Raw genomic sequence first — 16,909 nt, 5'->3', positions numbered from 1 at the left:
TCGTCTGTTAGGGATGGCAACTGCTCCTCTGGTGCAATCCATAGCATATGATCGATGGGATCGAGCTGGCTGAATATCTGGACCATTTCCTCAACTGAATGATCATGATGAATGGATAGCACATGCGCATGCGGGTATTGCTTTCGGATTTCATTCCACATGCTTTCATTGCCTCCGACTATGACTAGGTTGTCATTGAGAGCAGGAAGCTTTTGTCCTTTTTCATGACGGATTGCTTCCCAAATCGGGGATGTCATCACGGGTTCAAATGGCAGTGTCATTATCGTTTCTCTCTGTGTAGAATCAATAGAGCCACCGGTTGCAATATCTCCCTCTAATATTCTTGACGAAAATCCAAACATTCGGACACAAACGTTTCCTCTGTCGTCACAAAGGTCGATATCATACTTATGTGTCTCATTTCCGCTGATATAATCTTCACTATGTCGTACATGAGCCCACATTTTTGATGTGCACGGGCGAACTATTTCGATCATTTCCAAAGCAAAAGGTAACGATGGCTGTACGGACGTGTTATAGCTATTCTGTAATTGCATCTGAAATACAAGGGATGCCTGTAAAGCCGCATCCATTAGACTAGGATGCAGGACATATTGTTCTTGGGTATGTTCTATGCAAGCAGGCAAGACTAGCTCGGCCAATACCTGATCCTCTGCTATATGCACACGCTGTATTCCTTGATGGCTTTTGCCGTAAGTAATCCCTACCTGCTGAAAGGCTTGATAACATTCTCTACCTGTCAGCACATGCTGCTTACATGCAGAGTGTATGCCGGAGATATCCAAGACTAATGCTTCCTTTTGGTCCCTGCATACTGCATAGCCTGAACTAAACACAACAGGTTTGCCGCTTTCTGGTATTTCCTCGCTGTAAATCTCATAATTTATCTCACCTTGTACTCCTGAAAAAACGCGAATCTGCACTTGCTTCGATTGTTCCTCTAGGAGGATGGGCTTTTTCCAAATCACGTTATGAAGTTCAATCACCTGATCATGCTTAGTTTCCAAAGCTTGCTCCATAGCCTTGCGCGCCATTTCCAGATGAGCAACACCAGGTAATACCTTGCTGCCATTCACTACATGATCTTTTAGAAAAAATTCCTTGCCTGTAAACGTGGAGCAAAAGCGAATCGTTGATAAATTAGATGTATTTTGCTGCAACAGCGGATGAAGCATATTGCGTGTGTCCGCAGATATTTTTTCTGTCTGGCTAATGTCGTAACGGGAACTTATTTCTGATATCCAATAACGCTCTCTTGCAAACGGATATGTTGGAAGTGACATTTTTCGATAATCTGCCTCGGATTTGTACAGCACCTTCCAATCAATGTCTAGTCCCGACACCCATAAATAGGCCAATTGATGTAAATCATTGTTAATAATAAAGTGATTAACCATCTCATGCTTTTCTTCATTTCCAATCGATAAACTAGAAATCGAATTATTCTCATTCACATTCCCCTGATAATTGCTTTTCAGTGTTCCTTTCCTATCAAGGTAATCGATTAATGATTTTTCTAATTCATCAATATCGCATACGACGGCAGCAAATCTCTCTTCCATTGCCTCTCTTGCAACATGAAGGGTATAGGCCATATCTTTGAGTTGAACATCAGTCAGGTTTTGCTTTTTAATTGCTTGTAATAATTGCTTCACTTGTTCTTGTAAACGATTTTCATTCCTAGCCGACAGCACAATCATGACAGGATTGCTATTACTGGTAGCCCTTTTCGTATCTACACGATGGTTAGACCGATATTCCTCAATCACAATATGAGCATTTGAACCACCCGAGCCAAAACTGCTAATTCCCGCTCTACGCAAGCCTTCTCTATGCGGTGGCATCCACTCTTGATTACTCGTTACAATATAAAATGGTGAATTTTCAATAGGAATGTGTGGGTTTAATTCCTGAAAATGCAACGTTGCCGGTATCATACGATGGCGTAAACTGACTAAAACCTTAACTAAGCCTGCCAACCCGGCGGCAGCTTCCAGGTGTCCGATATTTGTTTTAATAGAGCCTAACCCACAATATGGTTCATTTCTGTTGTCACTTTGCTGTGAAAGCTCTAAAAATGCGTCCTTCAAGGCTGCAAATTCAATCGGATCACCTAATGAAGTGCCTGTCCCATGTGCTTCAATATAGCCTACAGACTCTGGGGCAATATTTGCCGAGCGGAAGGCCTTCTTGATTAAGGCAGCTTGCTTTGCTGGATTGGGCACAGTTATTCCGTTTGCCTGTCCTCCATGATTAATAGCTGTTCCTTTTATGACACCAAGGATAGAGTCACCATCGCGCTCTGCCTGTTTCACAGGCTTTAACAGTAGTACAACTCCACCTTCCCCACGAACATAGCCATTTGCAGCTTTATCAAACGTTTTACATTTTCCATCTGTGGACAGCATTCCAGCTTTATAATAAGCAATGCTGTTAGCAGGATGACACATAAGATGGACCCCGCCTACTAAAGCCTGCTCGCACTCTCCGATTTGTAGAGATGTAACGGCTTGATGAACGGCAACCAAAGAACTGGAGCAAGCTGTATCGATTTGAACACTAGGACCATGAAAATTATAAAAATAAGAGATTCGATTAGATAGAATCGCCATGGATGTAGCTATTCCATACTTAGCTTGAACCTCATCACTGCAGCGATCTAAAAGCTTGCTATAATCGGAGCCGCTTGCCCCTATAAATACACCTGTATTACTACCTGAAATCGAGCTTGCAGAATAATTAGCCCCTTCTATACACTCCCAGCTTAATTCCATAAGTAAACGTTGCTGAGGGTCCAAAATCTCCGCCTCTGAAGGGGAAATTCTAAAAAACAGCGGATCAAATTCAGCAATATGATCCAAAAATCCACCTTGATCTATTCCCTTATGCTCCGTAGCAGGATGAATTGTATCAGGCCAAGCCCATCTATGCTCAGGCATCTGTCTAATAGCATCACGATTGTTAACTAATAATTCCCATAATTCCTCGAGATTGCTCACTCCTCCAGGAAGACGACAGGCCGCGCCTATGATTGCAATGTCATCCTTTTCTACATCAGAATGACTTCTTGAAACTGCCTCGTTTTTTGAAACAGATTCTCCCGATGCAGACGCTTGCGCTATTTCATCTGCATTTTCTATGAGATACGAAATGATTTTTCTAGCGGTATTGTATGTAAAAAAGAATGTTGTTTCGAGTTCTATTAGAAACCTCGTACCTAGCTGATCGTTTAATTCCAGCAAATCTCCTGAATCCAAGCCAAGCTCCATAAGAGGACGATCTACATAAGCTAGAACATCCTTTCTCTCTTCATTTAAAAGAGAACTTATACAATCTAATACAAAAGCTGTAATAGTCTCAGAACGATCCGTGCTCCCCCTTTGAAAAGAATGGCTATTCTTCTCATGACCTTCTTGATTTCTTTCTATAGCAGGAGACTCATCATTTCCCCGATTTAACATGTCGTATTCAACAAGTACACCATAGCCAAGATTGGCATCATCTAATGGACGATAGTTCGGAATTAATTCTTTAATCTTTGCTCCATGCATTTCGTGAAATCGCAATGTTTTATCGACTAATTTATTATTTTTATTACGAAGAGTGATATATTTGTCCATAGCGATCGTAGAATATCGCTGATAATCCTTGCATCTTGTTATCCCAATGACACTCCTGACTCCGCTTATCAAACTGCAGCGTTGAAGCATAAATTCTAAAAGCTGATCTCCCAGCTTGCGATCCTGCATCTCTGGCAGGATATTGATAGCTAACAATTGGATAATTGTCCCTTCAGGATGGTGAAGCTGTTCAACAGCATTGCTTTGAAATGCCTTTATATCGTTCATATCTCTAATTTTTTGTGAATAAATAACACCTACTACTCGATTATCTACTTCAAGAACTAACTGCCCTTCTGGATATTTCCTTATTCTGTGTAAAATCCTTTCAGTAGGAGCAGCTAGTTCCTCCCCCCAGCATTGCAGCTCAAGCTGCCTTAATACCGAAATGTCATCCTCATGTGCCATCCTAATCCTATATTCTCTCTGCTCAAGCGAATGTAACGTAATGTGTGAAAAAGGCAAGGTTTTTGGATATTTATGAAAATATTGTTTATGAGGAAACAATCCTACCTCTGCGGCAGTCAACATATAAGTATCCGCTTCTACTAACAGCTTTTGCGAGAATCTATGAATCGCATCAAAATGTAAGCCTTCACCTTTATCCATATATGGACTAATTATTTTCGGTTCCAAACAATGCGCTTCTAAAAGGATCAAGCCATGCTTATTTACTAGATGTGACCAAAGTTGCAGGTGTTCGTGCAGTTTTTTCATTCCTGATGCAGAAGAGCATTCACGTCCATTTTGATCTACAAAAATTGACTTGGTGAAGCTTGGAGCCTGATCACTTGCTTCATCTGTTTCTGCTGATGCGATGAAAGGTCGATCGTGATTAAAAAATGACTGAACATGTAAGATATGTTCTGTGTCACGAATTCCTTCTTTTCCTAAATCAGTCATAAGCTCAGTTAGATTATCAAGCGTCCCTTTGAGCAAAACATGGTTGATATCCTTTAGAGTGATAGCGGTTTTTGCTAGAGATTCTTTCTTGTTGTCAATTCCAATCAACGTCAAGGGATATTCATCGAACCTCTTGCCTCTTCGTGACTTCATTTTGATCGTCTCGTATATTTTTTTTAGAAGCACCCCATTGCCACATCCCATATTAGCAATATATTTCGGCTGCTCCTCTACTGGTTCTCTATTAAAAATAGAAATGATTATCTGTTCTAAATCACGAAAATACTCCTCTTGCTGAAAGCCACACGCTAGCATCTCTAGCATACGTTCCATATATGTCTCATACGCTTGATTCGTGCTAGCAACAATAGCTTGGCAATCACCAAATAGTAGCTGATCCATATTTTTTATGATGGAACGATAGGAATGAATGGATGCTGTATTCAAAATCGCGTCTAGCATATACTTGCCGGTTTCCGTTAAAACCCCGTTCTTTCTTGTTTGATCCAGCCAATTCTTTTGCTGAAATAACTGTGTAATTTCTTGCTTCGCGATACCAAATAGGTTTTGGAGCAATAATTCATTTTGCTGAGGAGAATCCCGCAAAATGAATCCTTGTTCATTTAACGAGAATAACAAAGGAATCATTACGATCCCATCTAAAAAATGTGAATACATCACATTGTCGACATTCCATTGTTTACCGGACAGCTCAATCCATTTTTGCAAACGATGCTTTCTCTGGGATTTTTTGAAGTATTCCTTCATCGGAAAATCGAATAGCTCCATGACATCTTCCGGAATTGTTTCTACCACATTCCATCCGGACAGTAAAGCATACGTATCCTTACTATCTCGACACAGGATTTGTAGAGATTCTAATAATTGAAGAGCACTGCGTAAATGACCACTATTAGCATGTAGCTCATCTACAAGCTGACTAAACGGAGTAGTCTGACTTTTTTGCAAAAGATCAAATAAACCTCTTTTTTTGCACGATAAAAGCACTGGAATTGCCAAATACCCATGAGAATAATGATGTAAGGTGGATAACATGAAATATACCTCGTTTCAGTAATGAATTTTCCAATCAGACTAGCACATCACAAAATTTTGAAATTTTCCATTCAAAACTTCAACAGTTTCTTCCATTATTTTTACACCGATCTCATCTACATGACGATTTTTCCAGCTCTCCAAGCTTGTTCCCCTTACCCAGTCATTAAACGCCCCTAACGCTGGCCCACAATAAATCTGGTAATCTGCTTGTTGTTCCAAAATACCATCTATTGCTACTTGAATAGAATGAGCTAGGTACCACTTAAAAATCATAGCCATTTTATACTTCTGATTTTTTTCTGCCTTATCTATTTCAACTGGGGAGGCGTTCTGCTTGCATTCCTCATAAACCTCCTCAAAACTACGTTTCAGGTATTTAACCTGAATGAGTTTTTTATCTTTTTCACTCATCTCGTCAAGTGATTGATATCGAGAATATAATTCAAACAGCCTGCTCGCTCTAGCAGGGAAAAACACTCCCTTTTTTACAACCTGAGCCTTAGCTCCTATTTCAAACCGTTCTTTTGCCGGTGCATATGCAGTATCTTGAATTTGTACCTGCTGTAGCAAGTCTTTAACAGCCTCACTTGTACCTGCTTCTACGGTACATTGATTAATAGAACCCGTTAAGATAAAATCCGCACCTAGAATAAAAGCTGCCGCAGCTGCCTCAGGAGTACCAATTCCTCCTGCTGCACCGATTCGGATTTTCTTAGAGTACGTATATTTTTTCATCATCTCATCACGTAGCTGTATCATAGCTGGCAATAAAATATATCCTACTGCTCCATCTGTAGGCCCCCCTGAGTCAGCTGCGATACACAAGTCATCTGCCATAGGGATTTTACTGAGCAATTGAGCTTGTTCTCTGGTAATTTGATTTTCCCTAACCATTTTCTCAACTAAGTACTCTGGGGCAGGACGTAAAAATAGTTCAGCCACTTCTGCTCTTGATACCTTGCCTATGATTCGATTCGTGCTCACTACAGCTCCATCCGGGAGCAGTTTGACTCCATGTGCACGATATTTTAGTAATGCTGGAGTAATGCTCATGTAAGCAGATGCTTCTATGACGTTGATACCATATCGAATATATAAATCAACCAGTTGATCTTCTCTTTCCTGTTGATCCGGAGTGTGAAGAAGGTTCATTCCATACGCTTGTCCGCTAGTTAGTTCCTTTTGAATGTATTGAATCGATTCCTCGATTTGAGCCAGCTGTAAGCCTCCAGTACCGAAAAAGCCCATCATCCCAGCCTTCCCCAGCTTCACTACTACATCTTTAGAGGCGATTCCCTTATACATACCACCAGCTACATAGGGGTACTTCAAATGATAATCCTGCATAAATTGCTTGCATCCGATAGCTGTAATCACATTAGCGTTTGGTTGTTGAATGGAGTGCTTTTCATCGCTATCACGATTGGATTGCTGAGGAATAGTGTCATTTGTAGGCGGATGCTCTGTTTCAATAGGTAAATAGATTGGAGTTGCTTCTGCAGTTATTTTTCGCATCAGTCCTGTTAACACGTTTCCTGGTCCAATTTCTTTGATTTCAATTCCTTCAAATCCCATTAACACTTGCACCGTCTCACACCAGCGGACTGACTCAGTTATTTGTCTGACCAAATTTATTTTCATATCGTTTTTTTGATAGAATCTTGCGTTGACGTTTGACAATACAGGGATGGTCCATTCAGATAGCGAGAATGAATCAATATAATTCTTAAACTGCTCTCTTGCCTCTCGCATATATCTCGAATGAAATGCTCCACTTACCCGTAACGGAATATACGTAATGCCTTCCGTTTCAAACACCAGCTTGGCCCGAGCAATATCTGATTGTAGTCCGGAAATGACAAACTGGCGAGGGGAATTAAAATTCGCAATATCAATGCTATCTAATTGATTTTGAAGCAAGATATGCTTTATCTGCTTCTCATCTATTCCTATAACCGCTGCCATACCCCCTCCAACGGCTTGGCTCATTACTTCCCCTCTTTTTTTGACCAGTTTTAATCCAGTTATAAAATCAAAAGCTCCTGCTGCAAACAACGCATTATATTCACCTAAGCTGTGCCCTGCTAGGATATCTGGTTTTCTTCCCGTTTCGTTAACGGTATTCAAATACATCAGTGCGTTTACCGTATACAGCGCAGGCTGTGTGTACTCGGTCTGTTGCAATCTTCCTAATGGGTCTTCTAGACACAATTCTTTAATGGAGTATCCTAAAATCGAATCTGCCTGACGCGTGATTTCAGGATATTGATCAAATAAATCTCCCCCCATTCCTTTTTTTTGCGATCCTTGTCCAGGGAATACAAAAGCAAGCATACTTTTATTCTCCTTTTTTACTGTAGTCCTACTTTTGCAAGCGTAGTTCGTTAGGATATAATCCAAATTTTGTAGCTCCGTTTTATATGGAGTAATAATGGGTAGCATCATTTGATTCTTTTTTAGATTGGATATCGATTTACACAGAGTAAACAGCGTTCCTGAAGGACCTACATCTATATAAATTCGATCATCATCGTCCTTTTGTAAGAAGGTGATCCCTTCTGTAAATTGAATGGGCTTACGAATCACCTGCCAAAAATAATCCGTATTCCATTCTCTGAGCAAGCAGCCGGACACACTCGATATATAAGGGATTTTAGGATCAAGAAAAAGTTGCTTTTGTAAAAAAGCAACGTATTCATCTGATGCAGGATCAATGCTAGAAGAATGAAACCCTTGAGTAACTGGTAATTTGCTACACATGATTCCATTTTTCTTCGCATACTGTTCAATCATTGCCATATGTTCTTTTCTGCCTGATACAATAAAATGATTCTCGTTATGAATAGAAACCAATTCGCTATTCTCATATAACACCGGATCAGACAAAAAAAGGGACGGACGATCCAAAATAGCTAACATAGTCCCTTCATCACAATGTTTTTCTAGTAATTGTGCCTGCTTCACAACGCATTTGAGTGCCGTATCCACACTACATACACCTGCTGCAACCGATGCTGCAAATTCCCCCATACTAACACCAATAACAGCGTCTGGGACAATTCCATTTTCTAACAAAACCATCGTAGTGGCATATTCCACCATAAAAATACAAACATGCGTATGCAGCGTACGAGTAAAAGGCTCTGTCATGTTCCTAGTGGTCCCATACAACTCACTCTGTACCGATATGCCAATCAGCTCGTGCACTTTCGCATCTAATTCATTCATGTACGATCTAAAAATACGATTGTGCTCAAATAAGGCTTTTCCCATTTGATAATACTGCGAGCCTTGACCCGAATACATAAATACAACCGATGGATTCACCTGGAAACACCTCAAGGTAGAAAAGAATAAAGATTAGTCTTACATACTCAATATTGTGCTGGTATCTCAATGTTTACATTGAGCCGTGTAGATTACGGCCAGCGGATTGCAGCACAATTTTATATTCGCTTAGCCACGTATTTACCTGAATAAAGTACTCCATTAGCTTGAGTAACAATCCTTGACTAGAGTGCATTTTTCCCTGCAGTAGCGAGGAGTTCCCACCTACTACATGCATCACTTTCTTCTTATCCAATAAATCATGAAGAGGTGCATTCGGATTTGACATCATCTCTTGAAAGATAGACTGAACACCTGCGAAATACACTGGGTCTTGGGTAGATGGATAAGCACTCTTTCTACGAAGTCGTACTTCTTCAGGTATAGAACCTAGGAAGGCTTGACGAAGTATACCTTTCTCGATGTTCCCCACAGTCTTCAGCTCAAATGGAATATTAAATGCATACTCCACTAAACGGTAATCGCAAAAGGGAACACGTACCTCAAAGCCCGCATACATACTTGCCCGATCCTTGCGCTCCAATAAACCGACTAAAAATCGAGTGATGAATAAATATGACATTCTGCGTTGATGCATCTGTGTTATTGTTTCATTTTCAAACAGTGGTACTTCCTTCGCCGCTTCAGCATATCTCATCGCTGCATAATGATTTGGTTGAATGCCCTCTATCACATCCTGCTGTAATAAAGAAGCAAATTTATCCCATGTGTTTAACAGCCATGGATACATACGAGAATCCAAATATTCTTCTTGGTGGAACCATGGATACCCGCTAAAAATTTCGTCTGCCGACTCACCTGAAATAGCTACCGTAGCATCCTTCTTCATCTCCTTACATAATAAGTGTAAGGATGTTTCCATATCGCCATAGCCGGGTAAATCGCGCATACGCATGGGAATAAGTAAATTTTCGAGCAATTCTTCAGAGGTAAGCGTTATAAAATGGTGCTTCGTTCCCACGTACTCAGACAGCATTTTTGCATACGGTGCATCTAAACTAGGACGAGCTTTATCCGCTACAAAATCCTGATCACTTCCTACAAAGTCAACAGAGTATGTAGATAGCTGCTGACCTTTATCAAAAAATTGACGTCCCGCAATCGAAACTAAGCCGCTTGAATCCAACCCACCTGAAAGCATGGATACAACTGGAACATCAGCAATTAATTGGCGCTTAACTGTATCTTCTAGCAAATATCTGATATGATCAGCAGTTTCTTCTGCCGTTTCAGTATGCAATTTACTCTGGAGCTGCCAATATCGGGTCTCTCTTGTTCTTTCCTTTGTAAAGGTTATGGAATGAGCGGGCTTTACTTCGAAAATATTTGAAAAAATCCCATTGCCAGGCGTACGTATGCCACCAAGAGCAATTAACTCAGCTAATCCTTGAACATCAACTTCGCGTTTCACTTCTGGGTGAGCAAGAATTGCCTTTATTTCAGAACCAAATAAAATGGAGCTTCCATGTTGATAATAAAATAAGGGCTTAACGCCTAAATGATCTCGTGCTAAAAATAAACTCTGCTTCACCTGATCCCAAATAGCAAAGGCAAAAATACCATTCAAATACTTGACACAATCTTCTGACCATTCCATATAGGCGTGTAGCAATACTTCCGTGTCAGAATTGGTTTTAAATCGATGTCCTCGTTCAATTAATTCACGACGTAGTTCAAGATAATTATAAATCTCCCCATTATAAGTCATAGCATATAAAGGTTCAGACTCGTGATAGATAAAGGGTTGAACCCCGCCCTCAGGGTCAATCACTATTAAACGCCGATGCGCTAATGCTGCGTGTTCCGTGATCCAACATCCTTCAGCATCCGGTCCCCGATGACGAATAGAATCCGACATCCGCTGTAAAATATGTTTTTGATGCAACAAGTTATGTTCCCAATCGATCCAGCCTGTTATCCCGCACATATCAAGGACTCCTCTTTATCTTTTTTTCGACTGAATATAAGTCACTGCCGTATTAATTGTCCGTACTAATTCTGAACTAAGCTCATCGTCTTCTATCTGAAAATCAAATCGCTTTTCGATCGTTACTAACAATTCCATAATAACAATGGAGTCTAAATTATATTGTTTGATAATATCTAGGTCGTTTGAAATACTAGCGGGATCAATTTCCTGACCATAATGTGATTTTATAATCTCCGCCAGATCATTTTTAATGACTAGACCGTAGTCTGCTGAATTTGTAGTTCCCACGTTGGTTCGCCCCTTTTTTTCTTAAGCTATCTCACTTCTTTTCGACGTATCTTGCCTGCCGCCGTTTTAGGTAAATCTTCTCGAAATTCAATTCGTCTTGGCACTTTGAAATCAGATAGTTTTGCACGACAATATTCTAGCAACTCTGCTTCCGTAATGTAATTTTTAACCACTACATAGGCTACCGCCATTTCCCCACGGATAGGGTCATGTTCGCCAACCACTACTGAATCTTCTATTGCTGGATGCTGACTTAGTACCTCCTCAATTTCATACGGATTCACTTTTTTACCATTCACATTTATCGTAATATTTAGACGACCAACCAGATGAAGCTCATTCTCTTTACTTAAATAGGCCAAATCTCCAGTTCTCCACCATCCATCCTCTACTACATAACCACTATCATCTACCTCTTCCTTACGTAAGTATCCCTTAGCAAGCGAATCGCTTTTGATGAGTAGTTCATAAACCATCTTTCCATCAAATTCAAATGGGCTCGTCTTATCAAGCATTACATGTACGCCATCAACAGGAACGCCTACGTTAGTAGCTTCACCGATAGATTGGCGATTGCGTTGAATGGAAACAACCCCTGCTTCTGAAGACCCATATATGTTTTGGATTGATAGGTTCAATTTTTCCTTACAGGTCAACAGCAGGTCATCTTGCAATGGAGAAGTTGCTGATAAAGCAATCCTAACCTGATCTAGTGGCTTATGAACATGTTCTACCAGCATTTTATAATGGGCAGGTAAAGCCATTAGTATATTACAAGCCTGCTTGTATATTTTCTTCTCCAAGCTAGATGGTAAAACATACGCGCCAGTAAAAGATACAGATGCTCCACATAAGAAAGGAACAAAGCATCCACAAATTGTGCCATAAATATGATAGGTGGGTGCTGCACATAAGATACGATCTTGAGGGACAATTCCAAGAGCCTCACCTATTCGTTTTCCATCAAGCATGAAGCTTTCCATTTTTTTAACCACTGCTGACGGTATCTTGGTTGATCCCGACGTTAGAAACACCAGATGGCTCTGATTTACCTCTGGCTTTAGGTATTCGTTCCAACACGCTGCATGCTCGCCTATATTTCCCATTGAAAAAACATGCTCAAAACAGGAAAGCTCGTACCATTCCTTGTATCCAAGCGAATCGATAGCCTTACTATTTATTTCCCGCAATACATAATCTGTTTTATACATTGTCATGATCTTCTGCATTTCCTCTTCTTTTAAATGAGGATCAACTAACATGACCGGAATTTTCAGATGACTAGCGGCTATTATCGCTGCCCAGATAACCTCACTTTTTTGGAGAACAATGGCTAGAGGCGTCTCTTTATTCAAGCCAAATTTTTGAAAAATTTGAATCAGATGATCTACTTCACTTACCACAGCCTGATTAGGTATCTCTTCTGTCTCTTTGATAATGGCTATTGCCTGAGGGTTATGCTCGTTTCGTTGCTTCAAATGTTGATAAATCATGAAATCACCAGCTTTCGCTTCTAAATACCTATTCATCTAATGCAACTGAGTGTTAACAGCCCTCAGTCTCAATGTTTTCATTTCAGCCTTGTTCATACCTGTTTTATTCCGTTGATAAAATGTTAATTTTTACTTTATTTGCTAGTTGCAAACTAACGTTACCATAAAATGTCACGTTAGTAAATATAAATAAAATCATATCACAGAACCCTAATATTCCACTATGTGTAAGTAACAAATCTATCTTTATTCTTCTGATTGTTTATCACTACACCATCGTATATGGACCCTCACTCAGAACCGTCTCTCATGTGACTTCCCCACTAGCTAGCCACTGCTGAAACCTCTCCTAAAATCCATCCAATCGAAGTAATTCGAAAAACTTTGACAGGATAACAGAGTATCATTCCGACATTCCACTTTCTATGTTGAAAACGAAGTAGAAAAAAGCAGAATTACCAATCCACTCGACATTTTCTTATTTTGGCGGTTTTATTTGCTGATCACATTGTAAAAAGAAGGCTCTGTTTGTTTAGTTACTTTTTTAGAATCATAATAAAAATTAACGCAGATCACATTAGAAACCTCGAATATCCATCAGCAATATGCTTATGTAACGGTGTAATCATCGAATGAAATCGAATGTTTTCAGGTTGCAGGCGACATCGTATCATGTTTTTATTTTTTAACTTTTTTATCCTTGTTGAATGTTATAAAAAATAACAATATTACTAGTGAACATCTGTAGAATTATGTCTGAAAGAAACCGGACGATGGCTGTCGAAGGCTGTAAAACGTTTCTAATTACCGAATAAGTCCTTTTCCTTTGATACGCTAGATATAGTAAAGGTAAGAAAAAGATGAGAGGAGAAAAATTCGATGGAACCAAAACAGCTAAAAATACGGACAAATGTCCCTGAGCCCTTAGAGGATGAAATCGAGCTACAAAAAGTAATTAATCAATTAAAAAATGAGTTGGTTCAATTAGTATCAGAAAAGGGTAGTTTTTTAGATCACTCGGTTATTCATCTGAGTCAAACTTTGGATACCTACATCTTGCAGATGCAAAAAAGAAAAATTCACTCAACCTCCTTTTTCTCACCCAGCCTCCTTTGGCAATACGCCTAACAGCCAAAACTCAATTCATTCGAAACTCAATCTCGCTGCCCATGATAAATGGAGGAAAAACATGAACAAACAGACAAAACCCTGACGAAGTGCTCCCCATTTGGCGTTTATCTCCAAATAAGCATTTCGTCTTTTATTTGTTGGATCAAAAAAATGCAAAAAAAAAGCAAGAGCCTACGCCCTTGCCTCGCACCTTTTTTAGTTTTAGTTCTCGTTCTCACAGCACGCTTCTTAATGCTTATGCTACTGGCAGATGCTTTCCTATTTTCTATAACCTGTTACGTTATTTGCATCCATCCATTGCTTTTTCATTTGCATCAAATAAGCTAAGTCGGGATCTTCCCAGCCTTGTATAAGCATTAGAACACTTTGAACGACATGCAGATCATTATACGTCAGGAATGGATAATCTTTAAGTCCCATCGTACCATCAGGCATATATGCATAATGTAAGTTAGAATTTGGCATCACCCAAGCATCCCGCGTTAATTTAATTCCCCACAGCATTTTATCTGCAAGCTCTTTGAATCGCTCGTCTTTTGTTTGCATATATAACTCATACAGATAATTCATCTCCTGTAATTGATGGTTCAAGGAGCTATGAGTTAATTTATGTGGCTTTTCATGGGAATAATCACTTACCAATATCCCTACTTGACCATTTCTTTCAATTAAAAAATGATTTTGCTGGCTATGCTGTAAGAAAAACTCAGCATACCGCATACTTGCTTGTAAAAATCGTTCATCATGATAAGATTGATACGCTTTCAATAACAAATAGGCAATATCCGTATTAAATCGTGTATCATAAAACCCAGCATCTACTTGGTAATCATTCCATAACCATGTTGATTTAGGAGCTGATGGCCAAAATCCTTGTGCATTTTGGTTTGGCAAAATGGTGTGTAGCATGATCCAGCCAAGATCATGCGCTGCCCTACTTCCTCGTGTAATCACAAAAGAAGTAGCAAAATAGTTATCGGGATTGCGCCAGAAATAATTGGGACCTGTTGGAACATATGTAGTGGGTGTCCGATCGTAAAAACCATCCCAGCTCCAGCGTAACCGATCTTCAAAATCAATACTTTTCCAGATGAGCTCCATATTTAGTGCATCCCAGTCAATCAATGGTTGAAACGATTCTAATGCCCACACTTCTCCAAACATATGAGATTCCACAGGCATTTCAATACTCACGTTAAAACCACCATATGTCTTTTTCGCAATCATTTTAATTTGATTAATATTTTTAGGTACAATCTCAATTGAATTATGTGTCCGTGGTATATAAATATGTGGTTTGCTTAAAATGATCGAATACTGATCTGTCTTGATATACCCGGTATGTACAGGCAAGTTTCCCTGTAAAGATGCTTTCGTCCATTTCGTTATGGCCCCATTGCTTGTGAGATAGCGGAATTCCCCTCGAGTTCCGGGAATAAACAGGGAAATTTTTTGCTTGATATGCTTTACGCCTGGTCTAGATTGTATCCGTTCGATCCAATAACGATCCTGATTGGACAACATTATTTGTTTTTTCTGTAAATTATACTGAGTTGTACGCTGTTCTGAGTAGGTTTCTTGTAAGCCTTGGTGTGTGTCTATCCCTTTTACATTAGGGTAAGGAGTAAGACATGTAAGTAGTAGCATACCCGAAAGCGCCTGTATCCATTTTTTCTTTGTCAACAAACGTTCACCTCAATCTCCCCTTGAATTAGAACCATGTGTCTGTTTCTTTTGAGTAAAATTAAGCGTTATCCATCCTGCTTAAACCCAAGCAATCCCTCATTTATTAGTGATATGTTTTGTTCTTCTATTTACTAGACGCTACAAATCAGACTTTGTTATTCTACTTTTCAAAAATATAACTTTTTTCTTACTGATTTTTTATCTATCTATATGATAAACGAGACTTTTTTCCTAAATATTCTCGTAAAAACAGAATGTCCCTTATTGACTCAGTAATAATCGCACCATTTACTTTATACACACTTTGGTTAGAATATAACCAGTAGCTTCAATAAACAGAAATAAATCATTCACAGCACACTATATTATTGTAAGTAACTTCGATTTATGTTACAGTTATCCTACTTCATTTAATGATTGGAGAGATTTCCCTATGAATACTGCTACATTCGAAACACTTGTTGAGGTAATGAAAGCACGTCATAGTGTACGCAAATACGAGACTGGAGTAGAAATTCCTCGTTCCGAGCTTGATGAAATTCTGGAACTAGCTGCATCTGCTCCTTCCTCTTGGAACCTGCAACATTGGCGTTTCCTAGTAGTTACAAATCAGGAGAAAAAAGAGAAGCTGCTCCCACTTGCTTACAATCAGCAGCAAGTCGTAGATGCATCTGCGGTAATTATCGTTCTAGGTGATGTTAAAGCAAATCTAGCTGTACGCGATATCTACGGAAAAGCTTTAGAAGATGGTCTAATTAACCAGCAAGTGTTTGATATCATGGTAAATCAAGTCGAAGGTGCTTATGCCAGCAACTCTGAAATTGGCATGAAGGAAGCTATTTTGAATGCCTCTCTTGCTTCCATGCAATTAATGCTTGCAGCAAAAGCAAAAGGCTATGATACTTGCCCAATGGGTGGAATTGATCGTGATGGCATTGTGAAGGAATGCAATATTCCGGATCGTTATTACCCGGTCATGATGCTAACATTGGGAAAAGCAAGTACTCCTGCACATGCTACTGGTCGCTTGCCTCTTAGTGAAATCGTCATCAATGAGAGCTTTTAAGCTATAGAAATAAAACAAAGGCTTGGTGAGAGCAACTCCTCTAACCAAGCTTTTTTTATTGTGTAAAAACTAGCACGAGCTTTACTTGCATTTTACTAGGTAAACGCTATTTGACATAAGAAGATTGATCTAATCCAAACTCTTCCTTTATGTAAAGAAAAGGGCTGTCGTCATTATAACAACAGCCCTTTTTTATTCCCAGTAAGGATATTTTAAAAACAATTCTTATCCTTTGTACTCAACAAGGTAGTAGTTTTTCTTCCCGCGGCGAATTACCAGATACTGACCGCCTAGAAGCTCTATATCGGCCAGCTTGGTTTCTAAATCAGTGAAACGAACATCATTTACCGTGATAGCATTGTTG

The 16,909-nt window shown here is 39.5% G+C and carries 9 protein-coding genes; 2 read left to right on the top strand and 7 right to left on the bottom strand.

Annotation, left to right across the window (positions count from 1 at the left end; all coding sequences use genetic code 11):
- The 5 genes from AYJ08_RS20585 to AYJ08_RS20565 all read right to left on the bottom strand — a co-directional run.
- Nucleotides 1-5,600 (bottom strand): AprA-related methyltransferase (locus AYJ08_RS20585; RefSeq protein ID WP_064019258.1); only part of this gene is annotated, 5,600 nt, incomplete at its 3' end.
- Nucleotides 5,601-5,639: 39 nt separating this feature from the next.
- Nucleotides 5,640-8,930 (bottom strand): ACP S-malonyltransferase, encoded by a 3,291-nt coding sequence (gene fabD / locus AYJ08_RS20580; RefSeq protein ID WP_064019257.1) that lies wholly within the window; start codon nucleotides 8,928-8,930, stop codon nucleotides 5,640-5,642.
- Nucleotides 8,931-9,003: 73 nt separating this feature from the next.
- Nucleotides 9,004-10,878, bottom strand: coding sequence for an asparagine synthase (glutamine-hydrolyzing) (gene asnB / locus AYJ08_RS20575; protein ID WP_064019256.1), 1,875 nt, complete (start codon nucleotides 10,876-10,878; stop codon nucleotides 9,004-9,006).
- Between the two features lie 15 nt (nucleotides 10,879-10,893).
- A complete protein-coding gene (locus AYJ08_RS20570) occupies nucleotides 10,894-11,169 on the bottom strand; it encodes an acyl carrier protein (RefSeq protein ID WP_064019255.1) in 276 nt (91 codons plus the stop codon).
- A gap of 26 nt (nucleotides 11,170-11,195) precedes the next feature.
- Nucleotides 11,196-12,662: a class I adenylate-forming enzyme family protein gene (locus tag AYJ08_RS20565; RefSeq protein WP_064019259.1), complete on the bottom strand. Its 1,467-nt coding sequence runs from the start codon at nucleotides 12,660-12,662 to the stop codon at nucleotides 11,196-11,198.
- 879 nt (nucleotides 12,663-13,541) lie between these two features.
- Here AYJ08_RS20565 and AYJ08_RS20560 point away from each other — a divergent pair.
- Nucleotides 13,542-13,790 (top strand): aspartyl-phosphate phosphatase Spo0E family protein, encoded by a 249-nt coding sequence (locus AYJ08_RS20560; protein ID WP_064019254.1) that lies wholly within the window; start codon nucleotides 13,542-13,544, stop codon nucleotides 13,788-13,790.
- A gap of 261 nt (nucleotides 13,791-14,051) precedes the next feature.
- Here the strand turns inward: AYJ08_RS20560 and AYJ08_RS20555 are convergent, their stop codons facing one another.
- Complete coding sequence (locus tag AYJ08_RS20555; protein WP_231929219.1) at nucleotides 14,052-15,476, bottom strand: D-glucuronyl C5-epimerase family protein; 1,425 nt, start codon at nucleotides 15,474-15,476, stop codon at nucleotides 14,052-14,054.
- A 436-nt stretch (nucleotides 15,477-15,912) separates the two neighbouring features.
- Between AYJ08_RS20555 and AYJ08_RS20550 the strand changes: the two genes are divergently transcribed.
- Nucleotides 15,913-16,545: a nitroreductase family protein gene (locus AYJ08_RS20550; protein ID WP_064019252.1), complete on the top strand. Its 633-nt coding sequence runs from the start codon at nucleotides 15,913-15,915 to the stop codon at nucleotides 16,543-16,545.
- A gap of 225 nt (nucleotides 16,546-16,770) precedes the next feature.
- Here the strand turns inward: AYJ08_RS20550 and AYJ08_RS25070 are convergent, their stop codons facing one another.
- Nucleotides 16,771-16,899: a hypothetical protein gene (locus AYJ08_RS25070; protein WP_483295095.1), complete on the bottom strand. Its 129-nt coding sequence runs from the start codon at nucleotides 16,897-16,899 to the stop codon at nucleotides 16,771-16,773.
- Nucleotides 16,900-16,909 lie beyond the last annotated feature (10 nt).

It is taken from the genome of Brevibacillus sp. SKDU10, from assembly GCF_001645205.1.
Lineage (GTDB): Bacteria > Bacillota > Bacilli > Brevibacillales > Brevibacillaceae > Brevibacillus_B > Brevibacillus_B halotolerans.
This window is presented reverse-complemented; position numbering and strand designations above follow the sequence as displayed.